The sequence below is a fragment of the Streptomyces sp. CMB-StM0423 genome (assembly GCF_002847285.1).
In the GTDB taxonomy this organism is placed as follows: domain Bacteria; phylum Actinomycetota; class Actinomycetes; order Streptomycetales; family Streptomycetaceae; genus Streptomyces.
Genome location: NZ_CP025407.1, coordinates 4,031,257 through 4,051,833 on the forward strand (window position 1 = coordinate 4,031,257; position 20,577 = coordinate 4,051,833).

The 20,577-nt window shown below is 74.5% G+C and carries 14 protein-coding genes; 9 read left to right on the forward strand and 5 right to left on the reverse strand.

Annotated elements, in window-relative coordinates; all coding sequences use genetic code 11:
* The first annotated feature begins 181 nt into the window (after positions 1-181).
* The 4 genes from CXR04_RS17525 to CXR04_RS17540 all read left to right on the forward strand — a co-directional run bounded on the left by CXR04_RS17525 (position 182) and on the right by CXR04_RS17540 (position 4,169).
* Complete coding sequence (locus CXR04_RS17525; RefSeq protein ID WP_101423336.1) at positions 182-1,819, forward strand: FAD-binding oxidoreductase; 1,638 nt, start codon at positions 182-184, stop codon at positions 1,817-1,819.
* Positions 1,820-1,826: 7 nt separating this feature from the next.
* Complete coding sequence (locus CXR04_RS17530; protein WP_101423337.1) at positions 1,827-2,414, forward strand: short chain dehydrogenase; 588 nt, start codon at positions 1,827-1,829, stop codon at positions 2,412-2,414.
* Positions 2,415-2,487: 73 nt separating this feature from the next.
* Positions 2,488-3,417 (forward strand): phosphotransferase family protein, encoded by a 930-nt coding sequence (locus tag CXR04_RS17535; RefSeq protein WP_101423338.1) that lies wholly within the window; start codon positions 2,488-2,490, stop codon positions 3,415-3,417.
* 86 nt (positions 3,418-3,503) lie between these two features.
* Complete coding sequence (locus CXR04_RS17540; RefSeq protein WP_101423339.1) at positions 3,504-4,169, forward strand: hypothetical protein; 666 nt, start codon at positions 3,504-3,506, stop codon at positions 4,167-4,169.
* Positions 4,170-4,236: 67 nt separating this feature from the next.
* Here CXR04_RS17540 and CXR04_RS17545 read toward each other — a convergent pair whose 3' ends face one another.
* Positions 4,237-5,157, reverse strand: coding sequence for a glycoside hydrolase family 19 protein (locus CXR04_RS17545; protein ID WP_101423340.1), 921 nt, complete (start codon positions 5,155-5,157; stop codon positions 4,237-4,239).
* A 324-nt stretch (positions 5,158-5,481) separates the two neighbouring features.
* Here CXR04_RS17545 and CXR04_RS17550 point away from each other — a divergent pair, with 324 nt between their 5' ends.
* Positions 5,482-6,873, forward strand: coding sequence for an SGNH/GDSL hydrolase family protein (locus tag CXR04_RS17550; RefSeq protein WP_101423341.1), 1,392 nt, complete (start codon positions 5,482-5,484; stop codon positions 6,871-6,873).
* A gap of 86 nt (positions 6,874-6,959) precedes the next feature.
* On the opposite strand, the gene CXR04_RS17555 is transcribed toward CXR04_RS17550, so the two are convergent.
* Positions 6,960-7,826: a D-alanyl-D-alanine carboxypeptidase family protein gene (locus tag CXR04_RS17555; protein WP_199850646.1), complete on the reverse strand. Its 867-nt coding sequence runs from the start codon at positions 7,824-7,826 to the stop codon at positions 6,960-6,962.
* 441 nt (positions 7,827-8,267) lie between these two features.
* On the opposite strand from CXR04_RS17555, the gene CXR04_RS17560 reads away from it, so the two are divergent.
* Entirely contained in the window at positions 8,268-9,494 is a 1,227-nt protein-coding gene (locus CXR04_RS17560) for a lipase family protein (protein WP_101423343.1), read from the forward strand.
* Between the two features lie 95 nt (positions 9,495-9,589).
* Here the strand turns inward: CXR04_RS17560 and CXR04_RS17565 are convergent, their stop codons facing one another.
* Positions 9,590-10,393, reverse strand: a complete 804-nt coding sequence (locus CXR04_RS17565) for an SAM-dependent methyltransferase (RefSeq protein WP_442802463.1) — start codon at positions 10,391-10,393, stop codon at positions 9,590-9,592.
* Between the two features lie 162 nt (positions 10,394-10,555).
* Positions 10,556-11,842, reverse strand: coding sequence for an MFS transporter (locus CXR04_RS17570; protein WP_101423345.1), 1,287 nt, complete (start codon positions 11,840-11,842; stop codon positions 10,556-10,558).
* 299 nt (positions 11,843-12,141) lie between these two features.
* Here CXR04_RS17570 and CXR04_RS17575 point away from each other — a divergent pair, with 299 nt between their 5' ends.
* Together CXR04_RS17575 and CXR04_RS17580 are read left to right on the forward strand one after the other, a co-directional pair.
* The gene (locus CXR04_RS17575; RefSeq protein ID WP_101423346.1) at positions 12,142-12,735 is read left to right on the forward strand and encodes a CGNR zinc finger domain-containing protein; all 594 of its coding nucleotides are present in this window, start codon (positions 12,142-12,144) and stop codon (positions 12,733-12,735) included.
* Positions 12,736-12,846: 111 nt separating this feature from the next.
* Complete coding sequence (locus tag CXR04_RS17580; protein ID WP_101423347.1) at positions 12,847-15,453, forward strand: ATP-dependent Clp protease ATP-binding subunit; 2,607 nt, start codon at positions 12,847-12,849, stop codon at positions 15,451-15,453.
* Between the two features lie 87 nt (positions 15,454-15,540).
* On the opposite strand, the gene rho is transcribed toward CXR04_RS17580, so the two are convergent.
* Positions 15,541-16,809, reverse strand: coding sequence for a transcription termination factor Rho (gene rho, locus CXR04_RS17585; protein ID WP_101423348.1), 1,269 nt, complete (start codon positions 16,807-16,809; stop codon positions 15,541-15,543).
* 325 nt (positions 16,810-17,134) lie between these two features.
* On the opposite strand from rho, the gene CXR04_RS17590 reads away from it, so the two are divergent.
* Entirely contained in the window at positions 17,135-20,467 is a 3,333-nt protein-coding gene (locus CXR04_RS17590) for an AAA family ATPase (RefSeq protein WP_101423349.1), read from the forward strand.
* Positions 20,468-20,577: the final 110 nt, after the last annotated feature.

Genomic DNA, 20,577 nt, shown 5'->3' on the forward strand with positions numbered 1-20,577 from the left:
TCCCTTGCTCACCCCTAATGACGGGACAGCCCCGCGGAGTGTGAGGCGGCGCGGCGAGGTCGGCCGGAAAGGGGTGCTGGCTGCACCGCGGAGCCGGGTGCTAGGCCCATGTCCCCCCGGGCGGCGGGTCCTTAGCGTCGGAAAGCCCCCCGACCCGGCGCAAGGCAAGGAGAGCACCCGCATGTCCGCATCCACCCGCCGCGGCCTGCTGCGCGCAGGCGCCGCCGCCGCCGTGGCCGCACCGGCCGCGTACGCCGCACCGCAGGCGCACGCCGCGCCGCAACCCGCCGCCGCCGAGACAGGAGCCGGAACCGCTTTCGGCCCCGTGACCGTACGCCCCGACGACCCCCGCTACGCCTCCCTCCGGCTCCGCGGATACAACCACCGCCACGCCTCCCACCCCTCCCGGATCCGCCTCGTCGGCACCACCGCCGACGTCGTCCGCGCCGTGGCCGACGCCTTACGGACCGGGGGCCGCGTCGCCGTGCGCAGCGGGGGGCACTGCTTCGAGGACTTCGTCGACCGCCCAGACACCGACGTGATCATCGACATGAGCGGCATGCGCGACGTCGGCTACGACCCCGGGCGCCGCGCCTTCGCCGTCGAGGCCGGCGCCACCCTCGCCGAGGCGTACCGGCGGCTCTTCCTCGGCTGGGGCGTCACCGTGCCCGGCGGTACCTGCACCGGCGTGGGCGCCGGGGGGCACGTCGCGGGCGGCGGGTACGGCGCGCTGTGCCGGCTGTACGGACTGACGGTGGACCACCTGTACGCCGTCGAGGTCGTCGTCGCCGACCGGTCGGGCCGGGCGCGCAGCGTCGTCGCCACCCGGGAGCCGTCGGACCCGCACCGCGACCTGTGGTGGGCGCACACCGGCGGCGGGGGCGGCAGCTTCGGCGTCGTCACCCGCTACTGGTTCCGCTCCCCGGGCGCCCCCCGGAACGCCGAGCCCGGGGACCTGCTGCCGCGCCCGCCCGCCACCGTCCTCACGTACTCCCTCACCTGGCGCTGGGCCGACCTGGACGAGGACTCCTTCGGCACCCTCATGCGCAACTACGCCCGCTGGGGCGAGCGCAACTCCGCCCCCGGCTCCCCCGCCGCCGCGCTCTACGGCGAGTTCGCCATGACCACCTCGCCGGGCGGGACCCTCGGCATCGCCGGCCAGGTCGCCGCGGGCGACACCGCCGCGCGCCGGCTGCTGGACGACCTCCAGGGCGCGCTGACCGGCAGCCGGGGCGTACCGCGGCCCGAGCGGGAGGCCGCGACGCTGCCGTGGCTCTCCGCGACGCTGGCGCACAGCGGCGCCGACGCCGTCCCCTTCGCCAGCCGCATGAAGATCAAGTCGGGCTACCGCCGCCGCGGTTTCTCCGCCGCCCAGCTCACCACCCTCTACCGCGGCCTCACCGACCCCGCGTACGACAACCCCTTCGGCAGCGTCTTCATCAACACCTACGGCGGCCAGGTCAACGCCGTCTCCCCCGGCGCGACCGCGATGCCGCACCGCGACTCCGTCTTCCTCGCCGGCTTCCTCACCGGCTGGACGGGCGAGGGCGAGGACGAGCGGCAACTGAGGTGGCTGCGCAAGCTGTACGGCAGGCTGTACGCGCAGTCGGGCGGCGTACCGGCGGGCCGGGACGACAGCGGGACGTTCATCAACTACCCGGACAACGACCTGGCGGACCCGGCCCACAACACCTCCGGCACACCCTGGCACACGCTGTACTTCGGCAAGGACGGCTACGCACGGCTGCAGCGCGCCAAGGAGCGCTGGGACCCGCGCAACGTCTTCCACCACGGGCTGTCCGTACGGCCACTGACATGATCGGCGCATGAAGGTACTCGTGATCGGTGCGACCGGAACGGTCGGCAGTGCTGTCGTCAGCGTGCTGGGGGAGGCTTCCCACGACGTCGTGAAGGCGTCGCGCAGCGGTCCCGTGCGGGTGGACCTGGAGGATCCCGCCACGCTCGACGGGCTCTTCGACGCCGTGCCGGACCTCGACGCGCTGGTGTGCTGTGCGGCCAGTGGCCCGCTGGTGGACCTGGGTTCCGTGACCGACGACGAGTTCGCCGCGGGGGTACGGGGCAAGCTCCTCGGCCAGGTCGCCCTCGCCCGGCGGGCGATGCACCGGCTCCCGGACGGCGGCTCCGTCACGCTGACCGGCGGCACGTTCGCCGCGCCGCTGGCCGGCGGGTCGCTGGGGGCCCTGGTCAACGCCGGTCTGGAGGGCTTCGTACGCAACGCGGCCGCCGAGCTGCCGCGGAACCTGCGGATCAACCTCATCAGCCCGGGGTGGATCACGGAGACGCTGGAGAGCCTGGGCATGGACCCGGCGGGCGGCACGCCCGCCGCGGAGGTGGCGCGGGCGTACGCGGAGGCGGTGACGGGCACCGCGCAGGGGCTGACCATCCGGCCGTGACAGGGGGCGGCCGGGCGGCGGCCCGGGAGTCGGGACTCGGAGGCCGGCGCGCGGCGCTCGTACGATCGATTCCATGCTGACGCCGCCGACTTCCGTGACCGACCAGGATATTCTGCAGGCGGTGGCCGGGCACTGGCTGCCGGAGGCGGACGAAGTGGCGCACCTGCCGTGGGGCTTCGGGGCGTACCACTGGCGGGTGGCCGGCGGCGGGACGGTGCTCTTCGCGACGCTGGACGCGCTCGCGCCGCGGCACTCGGCGGCGTCGCTGGAGGCGGCGTACGCGGGGGCGGCGGCGCTGGCGGCGGGCGGGCTGGAGTCGGTGTGCGCACCGCTGCGGGCGAAGTCCGGGACGGTAGCCGGGGCGTTCACGGTGCCGTACGGGGACGGGGCGTTGAGCGTCACGCCGTGGGTCGAGGGCCGTACGCCGACGGAGGCGGAGGCGGCAGAACCGGCGCACGCGGCGGAGGTCGTACGCGCCCTGCGTACCCTGCACGCCACCGCCGTCCTGCCGCCGGCGCTGCCCGTCTGGGCGCCGCGGGTCGGCCCCGGGTTCGCGGCCGGCCTCCGGGCCCGTACCGCGGAGCCCTGGACGTCGGGACCGCTCGCCGAGGAGGCCCGCGCAGCCCTCGCCGCCCACGGCGACGCCATCGCCCGCTGGACGGACCGCTATCTGCACCTCGCCGGGGCCGCCCGCGCCGGCCGCGCCCCGTGGGTCCCCACCCACGGCGAGCCGCACCACGCCAACCAGCTCCTCACCCCCGCGGGCCTGCGCTTCGTCGACTGGGAGTCGCTGGCCCTGGCCCCGCGCGAGCGCGACTACGCCGACGTACCGCCCGCCCTGCGGGACGCACTCGACCCGGACCCGGCGATGCTGGAGCTGTTCGCGCTGGACTGGCGGCTGTCCGAACTCGACGAGTACGTCCGCTGGTTCACCGCGCCGCACACGGGCACGGCGGACGACCGCACGGCGCTGGCCGATCTGTACCAGGAACTTGCGGGATGATTCCCCGCCCGTACCCGGGATACTGCGGAGAAAGCTCCCCGCCTCCCTGAGGTGGAGCGGGGGACCCGCAGGGCGACGGGCAGTTGATGACCATGATGCGCGCCACCGGGACGGCCACGACATCGGCGTCGGAAATCGTGTACGTACAGGGCTGGATCCCCGCGGCGGTCCTCTTCGCCTTCGTCTTCGCGTACGTCGCCTACACGGACGGCGGGTGGAACGTCGCCGCCGGTGTGGCCATCCTCGTGGTGACGGGCCTGTTCGCGTTCCTCGTGTGGGAGTCGCTGACGGACTATCCGCTGGCGTACAAGCACGGCGACCGTCCGACCCTGGACGTGCGGGGGACGGGCCTGTACCAGGTCTGGGACCTGGCACCCGGAGAGAGTGTGAGCACCGTCCTGGCGGCCGGCGGCGGCTCCGACGCCGAAAAGCTCGCCGGCACCGTGAGCGTCGGCCACGGCTGCGAGGCGGCGCGCGTCCAGTGGCGCGTCAGCGCCGGCGACCCGGCCGACGAGGCGTCCGCCGGCATCTCCCGGGCCGACGCGCCGCTGGCGTCGGGGACGTTCGGCGAAGGAGAGCGGCGCGGGCTCGGCGACGTGCCGCTGCGGCCGGAGCCGCCGGCCGCGGTGCTGCTGACCGCGGTGCGCCTGGACGACGCGACCTGTGACACGACGCTGACGTGGGAGAACCCCGGGTTCGAGGGCCCGGGGCACGGCGAGTTCCGCTTCGTCTTCCCGATGCCCAGCGAGTGACATGGGGGGGGGGACGGGCGGGCCCGCCGGGGAGGCGGGCCCGCCGTCTTGCGGGACGGGATGCGGGTCAGCAGCTCAGGCGGTCGCCCGGGGTGACGCCGAGGATCTGGGTGAAGCGCTGGTAGTTGTTGATACGGCTCTGGACCTGCGCGGGGTTGCCCCCGTTGCACTCCAGGGCCCCGTTGATCGAGCGGATGGACTCACCGAAGCCGGCGCCGGTGGTCATCGCCGTGTGCCCGGACATGGTGCCAGGACCGCTCTGCGTCATCCAGTACCAGAGGCCGGTCTGCCAGGCCACGGCCGGTTCCCGCTCCACCCGCCAGGGGTTGGTGAGCAGGTCGAGGCCGAGCGCGTCCCCGGCGGCCTTGTAGTTGAAGTTCCAACTGAGCTGGATGGGCCCGCGGCCGTAGTACGCGGCCTGGCCCGCGGGACAGCCGTAGGGCTGCGTCGCGTCGCAGTAGTGCGGGTAGTTGGCCTGGTTCTGCTCGACGATGTGGACGAGGCCGCCGGTCTCGTGGCTGACGTTGGCGAGGAAGGCGGCGGCTTCGCGGGCCTTGGTGGTGTTGTCGCCGGTGTTGGCGAAGGCGGGGTAGGACCGCATGGCGGTGGTGAGGCCGGCGTACGTGTAGAAGGGGTTCCGGTTCGGGAACATCTGGTTGAACTGGGCTTCGGTCACGAAGCCCCCGGGGCCGGGCCCGGGGTCGCTGCCGCCGCAGGTGCCCTGGTCGGCCCAGACGCCCCACTGCCCGGTGGTGCCGGGGGTCTCGCCCTGGGTCCACCACTTGGCCTGCCAGTTGTGGCCGTTGTGGGAGACGACGTTGCCCTGGGTGTAGACGGAGCCGCTGTTCCACCCGGCCGCGCAGGCGGCGGCGCTGGCGGTGGTGGCGGTGGCGAGGGGGACGAGCACGGCGATGAAGGCCACCGCGGCGAAGGCGGCGACGAGGCCCCTGATCCGTCTGCCGAGTCTGCGGTGCAGGTGTACGTGCACGTGTTTGGCTGACACGTCATCACATCCTGTCAGTGGGGGTGTACGTGGCATGGTGGAGCAAAGCCCATTGGTCTGGACCTGTCAAGGTCTAGACCAACAATTACCCCGAGGATCAGCACGCCGGTCTACACCCCCTCACCAGCAAGGGCTTTCTACGGCGGCGACACGCGGCAACTTCCCGCCCGCGCGGCACCGTTGACCGCCGCTCTGAGCAGCCGTACTTTCCTTCCGTTTGGTTTCTCAGCCGGTCGGACAGCCGGATCGACCGCCGCTCGACGGCGGGCCACCCGGCGTGCGCCGACCGCCGAGCCGGGAGGTACGCACGTGCCCCAAGAAGCCACCCCGCCACCGGATCACGGCCACGGCGCCGCCCGGGGCCCCAGCAGACGCAGCCTCGGCCGCGCCGCCGTGGCCGTCGCCGCCACCCCCGTCCTCGCCGGTACGTGGCAGGCGCTCACCGCCTCCGCCGCCGCGGCGGCCGACGGCGCCGGAGCCGACGGCGCGGAGGGCCGGGCCTGGACCGGCACCTGGGCCTGCGCCGAGACGACGGTGCCCGCGGCCGACGGCACCGCCTTCGCCGACCAGACCCTGCGCCAGGTCGTCCACACCAGCGCCGGCGGGCGCGCACTCCGTATCCGCCTCACCAACCGCTACGGCACCGAGCCGCTGGTCGTCGGCGAGGTCCGGGTCGGGCACTCGGTCCCCGGCAACGGCACCGCCGTCGTCCCCGGCACCGACCGCGCGGTGCGCTTCGGCGGCCGTACGTCGGTGACGCTCGCGCCCGGCACCCGGCGGTGGAGCGACCCGGTGTCGCTGGACGTACCGACCGCCGCGGACCTCGCCGTCAGCGTCTACCTGCCGCGGCCGACGCCGGCCGACACGGTGCACAGGTCGGCGTTCCAGCGGAACTACGTCGCCGCGGGGAACGTCGCCGCCAAGCCGGCCGTCGACGCCCAGCGCACCGTCACGAGCTGGTACTTCCTCGCCGGCATCGCCGTCACCGGCGCCGCCCCCGGCACGGACGCCGGCACCGGCTCCCGCCAGGCGATCGTCGCCTTCGGCGACTCCATCACCGACGGCTCCGCCACCACCGTCGGCGCCAACCGCCGCTGGCCCGACGTCCTCGCCCGCCGCCTCCGCGACGAGGCCGGCCGCACCGGGACCGGCGTCCTCAACGCCGGCATCGGCGGCAACCGCCTCCTCCGCGACCCCAACCCGCCGCCGGGCTCCAACGCCCAGAACTACGCCCCGTACTTCGGCGAGGCCGGCATCCGCCGCTTCGCCACCGACGTACTGGACCAGCCGGCCGCCCGGCACGTCGTGGTACTCCTCGGCATCAACGACCTCGGCCACCCGGGCCGCGACGCCCCCCGCGACGAGGAGGTCACCGCCGCCGACCTCATCAACGGCCACCGCAGCCTCATCCGCCAGGCCCACGCCCGCGGGCTGCACATCCACGGCGCGACGGTGCTGCCGGTGGAGGGCGACGACCTCGGCTTCTACACCCCGGAGCGCGAAGCGGTCCGGCAGACGGTGAACGACTGGATCCGCACCGCGGGCGAGTACGACGGCACCGTCGACTTCGACGCGGCCACCCGCGACCCGGCGCAGCCGCGCCGGCTGCTCGCGGCGTACGACAGCGGCGACGGGCTGCACCCGAACGACGCGGGGATGGCGGCGATGGCGGCGGCGGTCCCGCTGGACCTGTTCACCTGACCTGCACCCTGCGAGCACCCCTCCGAGCGCACGAGGGCCGGCCGGCGTCACCGCCGGCCGGCCCTCGTTCCGTACGGGCTTGCTGATCAGTCCCGCTGGGCGTTCTCCGGGAGCTGGCGGAGCTGCATCGTGCTCGCGGTGCGCGTGCCGAAGCCGTAGTCCAGGAGCTTGGCCGCGTCCTTGTAGCGGTCGCTGGCGTTGAGGACCACGCCGATGTACGTCTTGCCGTCGCGCTTGGCGGTGAAGACCAGGCACGGGCCCGCCGGCGTGGTGGTGCCGGTCTTCATGCCGTTGGCGCCGCTGTACGAGCCGAGGAGCTGGTTGGTGTTGTACCAGGTGTAGGTGCGGCGGTTGCCGTTGCTCGCGGTGGCGTAGCGCACGGCCTTCGTCTTGGAGATGATCTCGCGGAACTTGCCGGAGTAGCCGTACGCGCTCTTCGCCAGCTTCGCCATGTCGCGCGGCGTCGAGTAGTTGTCCCCGGTGGACGAGACGCCGTCGAACGAGTCGAAGTGGGTGTTCGTCATCCCGAGGAAGTCGGCCTTGCTGTTCATCTTCTTGATGAACGACTTCACCCGCGCCGAGGTCGTGCTGCCCGAGCCGTACGTGTCGGCCAGCGCGTACGCGGCGTCGCAGCCGGACGGGAGCATCATGGCGTACAGCAGGGTGCCGACGGAGACCTTGTCGCCGGTCTTCAGATCGGCGGTGCTGGCGCCCCTGTTGACGACGTAGTCGCGGTACGCCTGCTTGATGGTGACCTTTTTGTCGAGGTTCAGGTTCGGCTGGCTGAGCACCACGCGCGCGGTCATGATCTTCGTGGTGCTGGCGATCTGCCGCTTGGTGTCGGACCCCTTGCCGAAGACCTTCGCGCCCGTCGACCCGTCCATCAGGAACGCGCCCTTGGCGGAGACCGTGGGCGCGGCGGCGGCCTCGGCGGCGCTCGCCGGGGCCGCCATCGGCGCCACGGCCAGCAGGGCGCCCGCGGCCACGGCCCCGGCCGTCACCTTGCGGAACCGGGTGCCCGTGCGGCGCGGGCGGACGCTGTGTTCTGTTGTTGTCAAGGCAGTTGCTCCGATGCTCCGAATGTCGGTGAGCGGCGCGCTTGCGCGCTGCGCGCGGCGCCGGCGTGAAGGTCACGGCGGGCGCGGCGGCTGCGCCGCTCTTCCTCCTGACTCACGAGAGGGCCCGATGGATGTACGACGACAGGCGTGATTTTCGCGCGTCCGGAAGGGGCGTAACGATACTCCCGTGGCGTCGGCGGGGGCCTACGGGCCGGACGTACGGCACGGTGTGCACCGGCTGCGCGCGGAGGGTTGACATGTACGCGGGGTCCGCGCTTTCTTACTGACAAGTCAGTAACTTCTGTTGGCAGAGTCGCCCACCGAGGAGTTGCCCGCATGCATAGCCGTACCCTCCGGCGTGCCTTCGGCACGCTCGCCGGCACCACCGCGGCAGCGGTAGCCGCCACTGTCGCCCTCCCCCTCACCACCGCCTCCGCGGCCGAGCGGCCGCCGTTCTACGAGCCGCCCGCCACGCTCCCCGCGGCCAACGGCGACGTCATCCGCGCCGAACCGTCCGTCTACTACCTCGACCCGCTCAAGGCCCTCAAGGTCGACGCGAACGTCCAGCGCGTCATGTACCGCTCCACCGACGGCCAGGGCGCGCCCGTCGCCGTCACCGGCACCGTCATCACCCCCAAGTCCGCCTGGTCCGGGCCCGGCGAGCGCCCCGTCATCGGGTACGCCGCCGGCACCCAGGGCCTCGGCGACCAGTGCGCGCCCTCGCGCCAGCTCGCCAACGGCACCGAGTACGAGGGCCTGTTCGTCAAGGGCCTCCTCGCCCGCGGCTACGGCGTCGCCATGACCGACTACGAGGGACTCGGCACCCCCGGCCTGCACACGTACATGAACCGCGCCGTCCAGGGCCAGGCCGTCCTCGACTCCGTACGCGCCGCGCAGCGCCTGCCCGCCGCCGGCCTCCCCGACGACGGCCCCGTCGCCGTCTACGGCTACTCCCAGGGCGGCGGCGCGGCGGCCGCCGCCGCCGAACTCGCCCGCTCCTACGCCCCGGACCTCGACGTCAAGGGCGTCGCGGCGGGCGCGGTCCCGGCGGACCTGGCCGCGGTCGGCCGCAACCTCGACGGCTCCCTGTACGCCGCGTTCCTCGGCTTCGCCGTCGCCGGACTCGCCGAGGGCTCGGACGTCGACCTCGGCCCGTACCTCAACGACCGCGGCCGGCAGGTCATGGCCGAGGCGGCGGAGACGTGCACGGCCGAGGCCGTACTGCGCTATCCCTTCCTGCAGTCGAAGACGCTGACCGCCGACGGCCGGCCGATCACCGACTACATGGACGCGTCGCCGTGGCGCGAGGTCGTGGAGGAACAGCGGATCGGCGTGCGGAAACCGCAGGTTCCGGTCTTCGTCTCGCACAGCATGCTGGACGACGTGATCCCGTACGGGGTGGGGAAGAAGCTGGTCGCCGACTGGTGCGGGAAGGGCGCGACGGTGGACTTCTCGACGAACGTCGCGCCGACGCACGTGGGCGGCGCGGTGGCGTCGTACCCGGCGGCGTACGGCTGGCTGGAAGGCCGCCTGGCCGGCAAGCCGGCGCCGAACGACTGCTGAACCGCTGAGCCTCTGAGGCCCCGGGCCCCGCGGCCCGGTGCTGTCGTGGGGCGCCCGCAACGGGCGTCCCACGACCTGGTCGCCGGGCCCCGGTGTCAGGGCTTGCGCGCCACGCCGCCGTACGCGGCGACCTCCCGCCGCTCCTCCGCGGCCGGCTCAGGACGCCAGTCGGCGATCTTGCCGAACCCGGGCTCGACGAACTCCAGGCCCTCGAAGCACGCGCTGATCTCGGCCTGGGTCCGCGGGTAGTACGGGTCCGGGCTGCCCTTGGCGTACTCCTCGCACAGGGCCACGTACGGCTTGCTGTCGACGGTGCCGTCCCACAGGACCAGGTAACTGCCGCTCGGCACCGCGTCCGCCACCGTCCGCACGATGCGCTGCATGTCGGCGTAGCTGCGGGCGTGGCCGAGGACGCCCATGAACATCACGGCGACCGGCTCGCCGAAGTCCAGCGTCTTCCGCGCCTCTTCGACGATCCGCTCCGGGTCGTGGAAGTCGCAGTCGATGTACGCGACGGTGCCCTCCGCGCTCACCGGCTGGAGCAGCGCCGCCGCGTGCCGCAGCACCGACGGGTCGTTGTCGACGTACACCACCCGCGACTCCGGCGCGATCCTCTGGGCGACCTCGTGGGTGTTCTCGGACGCCGGCAGCCCCGTACCGACGTCGAGGAACTGCCGCACCCCCGCCTCCCGCGCCAGGTGGGCCACGGCGCGGATCAGGAAGCCGCGGGACGCCTTGGCCATCGTGCCGATGTCCGGATCGATCGCCAGGCCCTGCTCGCCGACCGCCTTGTCGACGGGGTAGTTGTCCTTGCCGCCCATCCAGAAGTTCCAGATCCGCGGCGACGACGGCACGCTGGAATCGATCACCGGGGGTTTCGAGGGCTGCGACACGGCCAACTCCTTCTGCTCCGACAGGCGGCACACCGGGGCACGTCCGCCCCGGGCGCCGCCGCGGAGACGCCGTGGGCCCCGCGACCGGGCCCCGGAGGGGCCCCTTCGTCCACGAACCCTACCGGCCAACTTACGGACAGTGACCGTAAGTTGAGCGAAGTCGCCCGCTCAGGACCCCGGTTGTTCCGGGGGCGCTTCGGTGCGTACGGAACGAGAGGTTCCGCGCAGCAGCGTGGCACCGGCGAGCTGGAAGGCGGCGAGAGCGGCGAGGAGCTGGGCCGGCGGGACCGCGGAGGCTGCGGCGGCGGTGAGCGCGGCACCGGCGGAGGCGGCGGTGGTCTTGAGCCCGGCGCCGAGGGTGAAGACCTGGGTACGCACGGCGGGCGGCGCGTGGTCGGCGCGGACCCGCAGGGTGGCGGCGAGCAGCGGCCCGTCGCAGAGCCCGGCGAGCCCGAAGAGCGCCACGCACAGCGGGTACGGGCCGGAGGCGGCGGCGCCGAGGAGCGCCACCCCCGTACCGGCGAGGCACACGAAGGCGAGCCGCACGTCGGAGACCCCGGGCCCGCGCCGCGCGGCACCGAGCGCCCCGGCGAGCGCCCCGGCGGCCAGCACGGTGAGCAGCACGCCGCCACCGCCGGGGTAGCCGCGCTCGTCGGCGAGCAGCACGGCGGCGGGCGCGAGCCCGCCGATGCCGACGAAGGCGAGGGAGGTGGCGGCGGTGATCCCCCGCAGGGCGGGTATCTCGCACAACACCCGCAGCCCAGCACGCAGTTCGCGCCAGAGAGAGGAACGGCCCCGGGGGCCGCCGGCCGCTTCCGCCGTCTCCTCGACGTCCGGCGCCGCGCCCGCCCGAGTCCCGGCATCCGGCGCGGTCTTCGGCTGCTTCCCGGCCGGTCCCGGTGCCCGGAGGGTCGTGGCCAGGCCCGCGGCGCCCACCGCCGACACGGCCAGAGTCCCCATCGCCGGGCCCGCGCCCCACACGCCCGCCGTCGCCGTCACCGCGGCGGGGGCGGCGATGCCCGCCGCGTTGTACGTGGCCGCGTCCAGGGCGTACGCGCGGGCGCGGGCGGCGGTGTCGGGGACCAGGCCCGCGAGCAGGCTCGACAGGCCGCCGGTGACCATCGGTCCGCAGCAGCCGCCGAGCGCCGCCACCGCCAGCACCACCGGCACGGGGGCGCGGCCGATCGTGAGGGCGACGCCCGCGATCGCGGCGGCGAAGACGCCGAGCGCGGCGACGTGGAACGCCGCACCCGCACCCCGCGCCCGCGCGGCGAGCGCCCCGGTCAGCGGGGCGGCGACGGCGTGCGGCGCCATCCACGCCGCGAGCACCGCCGCGCCCTGGGCGGCGCTGCCGGTCCGGTGGAGGGCGAGCAACGTGACGGAGACGGCCATCCCGTCGTCGGCGAGCCGGGCACAGGTGGCCGTGGCCAGATACCCCCGCACCCCCGGCCCCATCGCCCCGCCTCCCCTGCCTCGCTGCCCGGCCCCGCTGCCCGTCGCCGCTGTTCGTCGCCGCCGACCCCGTCCACGTAGAGCGGTGCTCTGCGCATGGAGCAGTGCTCTCACCGGAGAGCGCCGCTCACGTGCGAGAGCAATGCTCTCATCGGAGAGCGGCGATCTCGACACGGAGCACCGCCCCCGGAGCAGCGCTCGCACCGCGGAGCACCGCTCTCCGTAACGACTTATTGGACCAAGACGTTACACTACCTTCGCCCCGCCGGCCCGTCCGGTCCACCCCAGCCCAGGAGCCCCCGATGCCACCGCCGCCCCCACCCCCCGGCCACGGCTTCCGTCCCGCGCAGCGGCTCCTCGACGTCGCCAACGCCGTCCGCCACGACCCCCGTATCCCCCGCACCGACCTCGCCCGGCTCCTCGCCGCCCACGGCGAGACGCCCGCCGACCTCGCGCCCGGCGTCTTCACCGACGCCGACGCCGACGCCCTGCGCGGTGCCGCCCGGCGCATGACCGCCGTGCTCACCGAGCCCGACCCCGACCGCGCCGCCGCCGCGCTCAACGACGTGTTCGCGGAGTGCGGCGCCCGGCCCCGGCTCTCCCGGCACGGCGACCACCCCTGGCACCTCCACGTCGACCGCGGCGACGACGCCGGCTGGGCCGACTGGTTCCTCGCCTCCGGGGCACTCGCGCTGGCGCAGATCCTCACCGAGTACGGGCAGCCGGCCTGGGGCGAGTGCGCCGCCCCCGACTGCACCGTCCTCTACCTCGGCACCGGCCCCGGCAGCGCCCGCCGCTACTGCTCCCCGGCCTGCGCCTCCCGTACCCGCGTCGCCGCCCACCGCCGCCGCCGACGCGCGGAGCAGGCGGAGCAGCCAGAGCAAGCCGACGTCTGACCCCCTACGGCCGCCCCACCCCCCTTCGTACCGTTTGCGCGCTTCCTCCGCTCTTGTTTCAGTGAGGTGAGGCCCAGGTTCCACCCCACCCACCGCCGCGGAGACTCACCTATGTCCCTCTCCCCCCTCGGCTCCTACGGCTCCTCCGACCCGTTCTCCGAGCTGCTCAACCGCTTCTTCGGCATGTCCCCCGCCACCTCGCCCCCCGCCGTCCAGCGCGTGCCCATCGGGCGCCTCCTCACCGACTCCGCGCGCGAGCTGATCGGCCGCGCCCAGCGCCGCGCCGAGGAGGACGGCAGCGTCGACCTCGACACCGAGCACCTGCTCTGGGCCTGCACCCAGGTGGACCCCGCGCGCACCGTCCTCGCCCACGCCGGTGCCGACCCCGACGAGCTGGCCCGGGCCGTCGCCGAAGCGCTGCCGGGGGAGGGGAGCGCCGCGTCGTCGGAGCCGGAGCTGACGCCCGCCGCGAAGCGGGTGCTCCGCGGCGCGGTGGCCCGTTCGCAGGCCAACGGCACGTCGTACATCGGCCCCGAGCACATCCTCGGCGCCCTCCTCGACGACCCGGACGCCGGCGCCGCCCGGCTGCTCGGCGCGTACGGCACGGACACCGACCGGCTCCGTACCGGCGCGGAAGCCGCCACCGCCCACCACCCCGCGGGCCCCGCCACGGCCCCGGGCCGCCAGGGCGCCCAGGGCGGGACACAGCCGCAGAGCGAAACCCCGACCCTCGACGAGTACGGCCGCGACATGACCGCCGAGGCGCGGGCCGGCCGGCTCGACCCCGTCGTGGGCCGCGCCGAGGAGATCGAGCAGACCGTCGAGATCCTCTCCCGCCGCACCAAGAACAACCCGGTCCTCATCGGCGAGCCCGGCGTCGGCAAGACCGCCATCGTCGAGGGCCTGGCGCAGCGCATCGAGTCCGGCGACGTCCCGCAGACGCTCGCCGGCAAGCGCGTCGTCGGCCTGGACCTGGCCGGTCTCGTCGCGGGCTCGAAGTACCGCGGCGAGTTCGAGGAGCGGCTGAAGAAGGTCATCGAGGAGGTGAAGAACACCGAGAGCAGCACGATCCTCTTCATCGACGAGCTGCACACCGTCGTCGGCGCCGGAGCCGGCGGCGAGGGCGCCATGGACGCGGGCAACATGCTCAAGCCCGCGCTCGCCCGCGGCGAGCTGCACGTCGTCGGCGCGACGACGATCGACGAGTACCGCAAGCACGTCGAGAAGGACGCCGCGCTGGAGCGCCGCTTCCAGCCGGTGCTGGTGCCGGAGCCGACCGTCGCGGAGACCGTGCAGATCCTCGAAGGGCTGCGGGACTCGTACGAGGCACACCACCAGGTCCGCTTCACCGACGAGGCGCTGGCCACCGCCGCCGAGCTGTCCGACCGCTATGTCTCCGACCGCTTCCTGCCCGACAAGGCCATCGACCTCGTCGACCAGGCGGGCGCCCGCGTGCGGCTGCGCTCGATGGGGCGCAGCACCGAGGTCGTCGACCGCGAGGACCGGCTGGCGAAGCTGCGCCGGGAGAAGGACGAGGCGGTCGCGGCGGAGAAGTACGAGAAGGCGTCGCAGCTCAAGGAGCGGATCGCCGAGACGGAGGCGGAGCTGGCGGGCGTCGAGGAGCGGCGCGAGGGCGTGATGGAGGTGACGGCGGACGACATCGCCGGGGTGCTGTCGCGCTCGACCGGCATCCCCGTCGCACAGTTGACGGAGAGCGAGAAGGACAAGCTGCTGAAGCTGGAGGACGCCCTGCACGACCGGGTCGTCGGGCAGGACGAGGCGGTGGTCGCGGTCGCCGAGGCGGTACGCCGCGGGCGGGCCGGCATGAGCGACCCGGACCGGCCGACCGGCTCGTTCCTCTTCCTGGGCCCGACCGGCGTCGGCAAGACCGAGCTGGCGAAGGTGCTGGCGGACCTGCTCTTCGGCGATGAGAACCGGATGATCCGCTTCGATATGAGCGAGTTCCAGGAGCGGCACACGGTCTCGCGGCTGCTGGGCGCCCCGCCCGGCTACGTCGGCTACGACGAGGCCGGGCAGTTGACGGAGAAGGTGCGCAGGCGCCCGTACAGCGTGCTGCTCTTCGACGAGATCGAGAAGGCGCACCCGGACGTCTTCTCCGCGCTGCTCCAAGTGCTGGAGGACGGGCGGCTGACGGACGCGCAGGGGCGGACGGTCGACTTCCGCAACACCGTCGTCATCATGACGTCGAACATCGGCGCCCAGCGGATCCTGGCGCACGAGGGGCGCGCGGAGGAGATCCGCGACGAGCTGATGGAGGACCTGCGCGGGCGCTTCCTGCCCGAGTTCCTCAACCGCATCGACGAGGTCATCATCTTCCACGGGCTGACGGCCGACGACCTCGCCTCGGTGGTGGACCTGCTGCTGGACCGCAGCCGGCGGCGGCTGCGCGCGCAGGAGGTCGACCTGGAGGTGACGGAGGCGGCGAAGGAGCGGCTCGTCGCGCTCGGGCACCAGCCGGAGTTCGGCGCCCGGCCGCTGCGGCGCACGCTCCAGCGGGAGCTGGACAACCGGATCGCGAACCTGCTGCTCGACGGCTCGGTACGGCCCGGGGACACGGTGCTGGCGGACGTGGACAGGGACAGCGGCGAGCTGGTGTGCACGCTGGCCCGGCCGAAGGGCTCGAAGGCGGAGGAGGCGGAGGAGGCGGAGGCAGAGCGCGAGGAGGGCGGGCCGACGGCGCTGCGGGACGCGGCGTAGGCGGGTTGCGGCGGCGCGGCGAGGGGCGTTCGTGTCGTACGCACCGGGCGCCCACCCGGCTCCGTACGCCCGCGCGCCCCGCCCGTGTCACGCCGGTGTCGTACGCCCCAGGCGCAGCAGGAACTCCGCGTTGCCGCCGCTCGCCTTCATCCGCTCCAGCAGCAGCTCCATGCTCTGCACGGCGTCGCGGTCGCCGAGCACCCGGCGGAGCCGGTGCAGCAGGGCGACCTCGCCGGGTGCGGCGAGGAGTTCCTCGCGCCGGGTGCCGGAGGCGTGGACGTCGACGGCGGGGAAGATGCGCCGCTCGGCGAGGGCGCGGCTGAGGCGCAGCTCCATGTTGCCGGTGCTCTTCAGCTCCTCGAAGTAGTAGTCGTCCGCGCGGGAGCCGGTCTCGACCAGTGCGGAGGCGAGGATCGTCAGGGAGCCGCCGCCCTCGATGTTGCGGGCGGCGCCGAAGAGCTTCTTGGGGATCAGCAGCGCGGAGGCGTCCACGCCGCCGCTGAGGGTGCGGCCGCCGGCACCGGCGCTGTTGTTGGCGGCGCGGCACAGCCGGGTCAGCGAGTCCAGCAGGATCACGACGTCCTGCCCGCCCTCGACCATCCGCTTGGCGCGCTCGATCGCCATCTCGGCGATGGCGACGTGCTCGCGGGCGGGGCGGTCGAACGTGGAGGAGATCACCTCGGCGCGTACGGAGCGCTGCATGTCGGTGACCTCCTCGGGGCGTTCGTCGAGGAGTACGACCATCAGGTGGCACTCCGGGTGGTTGACGGCGATGGCGTCGGCGAGGTGCTGGAGCAGGATCGTCTTGCCGGTCTTGGGCGGGGCGACGATCAGCCCGCGCTGGCCCTTGCCGACGGGGGCGAGGAGGTCGACGACGCGGTTGGTGAGCCGGCCCGCGGGAGTCTCCAGCCGGAGCCGCTCGGTGGGGTGGAGGGGGACGAGGTCGCCGAAGCGGGGGCGGCGGGCGGCTGCTTCGGGGTCGAGGCCGGCGACGCGGTCGACGCGGGCGAGGGCGGGGACCTGCGTCCGCCGGTCGGCGGCGGCCCCGCGGTCGCGGTCGCGGCGCTTGCCGGACCCGGACCCGGACCCGGAGGCCGTTCCCGAGCCGGACTTCGGTGCCTGGCCGCCGGCCGGCAGGACGCCGCCTTCCACGAGGTCGCCCTTGCGGAGGCCGAAGCGGCGGACGAGGTTCGCGGGCACCTGTACGTCGTCGTCGCCCGGCTGGAGGCTGCCGACGCGCAGGAAGCCGTGATTGCCCACGGGCTCGAACACCCCGGCGACCGCGGCGAGTTCGGACGTGGCCCGGACGGCGCCTGCCGCCGGGGTTTCTGCTGTGGTGGGTGTCGTAGTAGTCATGCACGGTCCTTTCACGGACGGTGTCGCGGTTCCAAAGGGTGTGGGATGTGCGGCAGAGGCGCGGCTTGGGCACGCGCGGCCACGTGGAGAGATGACTCGACCTCGCTCGGCGTCAGTCAGCGACTCGACGGAGAACCGGAGCGCGGTGGTGAAGAAGCACGGGCGCCGACTGCGGGCGCGACTCGGTGCTGATGCCAGAGTAACATCCCCCGTCCCCCGGCCATTCCCTTTCGCCGCTACGGGCCCGCTGAACAGGGCCTTAGCGTCACATCCCGGCGAAAAGGGCTGCCCCGGTGTCAGAGGGGCATGTCACAGTGCTAGGGACATGACTGCTGCACTCATCGGACGAGACCATCCCGCCGGCGTGCTGCGCGCCGAGGCCGACCGGGCCGCGGACAGCCACGGGGGCCTCGTGCTGGTCACGGGCGAGCCGGGCATCGGCAAGACGTCGCTGGTCACCGCCGCGGTGGCGGAGGCGAGACGGCGGGGGACGCTGGTGCTCGGCGGCTCCTGCTGGGCGTCTGACAGCGCCCCGGGGTACTGGCCGTGGGTCCAGGTCGTACGGGCGCTGCGGCGCGGTGTGCCGGCGGCCGAGTGGGCGGCGGCCCGCGAGGCGGCGGGCAGCGGGCTCGACGTGCTGCTCGGCGAGGAGCCGGCCGCGGGCGGGCAGCACGAGCACGGGGTGCCGGCCGAGCGCGTACGGGACGACCACGGCCCGCACCACGAACACGACCGGGACGGGGCACACCACGGCGGCACCGAACCCGCCGTCGTCACCGGCCCTCCGGCAGGACCCGGCACCGACCCGGCCGCCGCCGGGACGTACGCCGACAGCTTCCACCTCGCCGACGCGGTGACCACCGCTCTGGTCGCCGTCTCGCACACCCGCCCCGTCATCGTCGTCCTCGACGACCTGCACTGGGCGGACCCCGCCTCCCTGCGCCTGCTGGAGTTCGCCGCGCAGCACACCTGGTTCGAGCGGCTGCTGCTCATCGGCACGTACCGGGACGCCGAGGTCGACACCCCCGGCCACCCGCTGCGCGACCAGATCGCGCCGCTGGTTGCCAAGGCCACCACCCTCACGCTCACCGGGCTGGACCGCGCCGGTACGGCCCGGCTCATGGCCCGTACCGCAGGACGCGACCCGGACGGGACGCTGGCCGCCGAGGTGCACCGGCGCACGGGCGGCAACCCCTTCTTCATCGAGCAGACCGCCCGCCTCTGGGCCGGCGGCGCCTCCGCGGATGCCGTGGCGCCCGGCGTGCGGGACGCGCTCCAGCGCCGTCTGCAACTGCTGCCGGCACCGGTCGCCGAGCTGCTGGTCGCCGCCGCGGTGCTCGGCCGCGAGTTCCACCGCCAGGTGCTGGCCGCGGCCGTCGGCAGGCCGCCCGGGTACGTCGACCGGCTGCTGGAGACCGCGGTCGCGGCGCGGCTCGTCGTGGGCCGGGGCGCGGGCCTGTTCGCCTTCGGGCACGACCTGGTGCGCGAGACGCTGTACGAGGGCCTGGACCCCGCCGAGGCCCGCCGCCGGCACGCCGCGGTCGTCCGCGCGCTGGACGCCTCGCCCGCGCTGAGCGAGAAGGTCTTCCCCGCCGACCGCGCCCGGCACGCCTGGGAGGCGGGCGACGAGCTGCCCGCCGAGCAGGCCGTGGGGCTGCTGCGGGACGCCGGGCAGGACGCCGGCAGCCGGCTGGCGTTCGAGGAGGTCGTCTCGCACCTGCGGCGGGCGTACGAGCGGTCCGCCGCCGCGTCGCCGCGCTGCCGGGTGCTCACGGCCCTCGACCTGGGCGGCGCGCTGCTGCACGCGGGCAGGATGACCGACGCCTGGCCGCTCTTCGAGGGCGCGGTGCGCACCGCGCGGGAGCAGGACGACCCCGAGATGCTGGCCCGCGTCGCCCTCGGCGTCTTCAGCGCCGAGGGCTACTGCGCGACGGTCCCCCAGGACCAGGCCGAGGCCAACCGCCTGCTGCTGCGCGAGGCGCACCGCACGCTGGCCCGCAGCTCCCACCCGGAGTCGGCGGGGCCGGACGAGGGCGAGCTGACGGCCGGCCAGATGGCGGCGGAGCTGAGCATCACCCTGTCGGTCAGCGCCCGCCGCGGCCAGGACGACGAGGAGCTGGGCTTCGGCCTGTGGACCAGGCACAACGCGATCTGGGGCCTGGGCACGGCCGCCGAGCGGGTGGCGCTGACGGAGGAGCTGATCACGCTCGCCGAGCGGGCCGGCAACCCCGCGGGGCGGCACATGGCGGTGGCGATGCGCTGGGTAGCGCTGCTGGAGCTGGGCGACCCGCGCTTCGCGCACACGTACCGCGGCTACGTCGAGGCCGCCGAGCGGAGCGAGGTGCCCAGCATCCGCCACACCCTGGTGATCGACCAGAGCCTGGTGGAGGCGCTGCGCGGCGACTTCGAGGCCGCCGAGCGGCATATCGCGCAGGTCGTGGAGATGGGCCGGGACAACGAGCACGAGCACTGGATCGAGCTGCTCGACCACCACTGGTGGACGATCCGGATGCTCCAGGGCCGGTACGCGGAGGCGGCCGAGGCGGCGGGCAGGCTCACCGCCGCCGGGCACGGCTTCCCGGCCGGGCTCCAGGCGCTGGCGGAGCTGCGCCGCGGCGATCCCGAGCCGGCGCTGCGGCTGGTCGCCGAGGGCCCGCCGACGGACGAGCAGCAGAACCGCGGCTTCTTCCCGCTGTGGCTGCGGCTCCAGGCGGAGACGGCGGCCGCGACCCGGGACCCGGAGCTGGTCGCGTCGGTGCGGGACGCGCTGTCGCCGTACCGCGGGCAGTGGCTCGTGGCGGTCTACGGCTGGGACATGAGCGGGCCCGTCGACTACTGGCTGGCGCTGGTCGACGCGGCGGAGGGCCGCTGGACCCCGGCCGCGGCCGGCTTCCGCGCGGCCCGCCGCTCGGCAGACCTGATGCAGGCCCGCCCGTGGTCGGTGCTGGCCCGGCACGGCCTGGCGGGGGTGCTACGGGAGCAGGGCGACCCGGCGGCGGAGCAACTGGCGCGGGAGACGGCGGCGGAAGCGACCCGCCTCGGCATGCGACTGGAGCCGGAGCAGCCCAGCACCCCGCCCGCCGAGCCGCACCCGGAGCCGCCCCCGCCGGCCGCGGAGTTCCGCTACGACGGCAGGGTGTGGACCCTGACGTACGCGGGCCGGACCGTGCACCTCCCCGACGCCAAGGGCCTGCGCGACCTGCACACCCTCCTCGCCGCCCCCGGCACCGACCTCCCCGCCGTCCGCCTCCTCAACCCGGAGGGCGGCGAGGAGCTGGCCGCCGCCCACCGCCTGGGCGGCGACCCCGTGCTCGACGCCGAGGCCAAGTCCCGCTACCGGCGCCGGCTGGAACTCCTCGACGAGGAGATCGACCACGCCACCGCCGCCGGCGACGACACCCGCGCCGCCGCGTACGACCGCGAACGCGCCGCCCTCCTCGACGAACTCCGCGCCGCCGCCGGCCTCGCCGGCCGCCCCCGCCGCCTGGGCGACGAGGCGGAACGCGCCCGCAAGGCGGTGGGCGCCCGCATCCGCGACGCCCTCCGCAAGATCGCCAAGGGCCACCCCGATCTGGCCGAGCACCTCAAACAGACGATCTCCACCGGCACCACCTGCACCTACCACCCCCCGAGCCCCGCACCCACGTGGCGCCTGTGAATCGGCGCCGGATCGGCAGTAGCGCGTCGCACGGCGCATTACGCTGTGGCCCCGGTGAGTGCCGGGCGGTGCGGCTCCTTCTGTCGACTGTGAATCAGAGCCGGGTGCTC

Bases quoted from the DNA above. Each gene is read 5' to 3' on its own strand.
- CXR04_RS17525 (WP_101423336.1), top strand. From the start codon at position 182: ATGTCCGCATCCACCCGCCGCGGCCTGCTGCGCGCAGGCGCCGCCGCC.
- CXR04_RS17575 (WP_101423346.1), top strand. From the start codon at position 12,142: ATGCCACCGCCGCCCCCACCCCCCGGCCACGGCTTCCGTCCCGCGCAG.
- rho (WP_101423348.1), bottom strand. From the start codon at position 16,809: ATGACTACTACGACACCCACCACAGCAGAAACCCCGGCGGCAGGCGCC.
- CXR04_RS17590 (WP_101423349.1), top strand. From the start codon at position 17,135: ATGACTGCTGCACTCATCGGACGAGACCATCCCGCCGGCGTGCTGCGC.
- CXR04_RS17570 (WP_101423345.1), bottom strand. From the start codon at position 11,842: ATGGGGCCGGGGGTGCGGGGGTATCTGGCCACGGCCACCTGTGCCCGG.
- CXR04_RS17540 (WP_101423339.1), top strand. From the start codon at position 3,504: ATGACCATGATGCGCGCCACCGGGACGGCCACGACATCGGCGTCGGAA.
- CXR04_RS17560 (WP_101423343.1), top strand. From the start codon at position 8,268: ATGCATAGCCGTACCCTCCGGCGTGCCTTCGGCACGCTCGCCGGCACC.
- CXR04_RS17580 (WP_101423347.1), top strand. From the start codon at position 12,847: ATGTCCCTCTCCCCCCTCGGCTCCTACGGCTCCTCCGACCCGTTCTCC.
- CXR04_RS17535 (WP_101423338.1), top strand. From the start codon at position 2,488: ATGCTGACGCCGCCGACTTCCGTGACCGACCAGGATATTCTGCAGGCG.
- CXR04_RS17530 (WP_101423337.1), top strand. From the start codon at position 1,827: ATGAAGGTACTCGTGATCGGTGCGACCGGAACGGTCGGCAGTGCTGTC.
- CXR04_RS17555 (WP_199850646.1), bottom strand. From the start codon at position 7,826: ATGGCGGCCCCGGCGAGCGCCGCCGAGGCCGCCGCCGCGCCCACGGTC.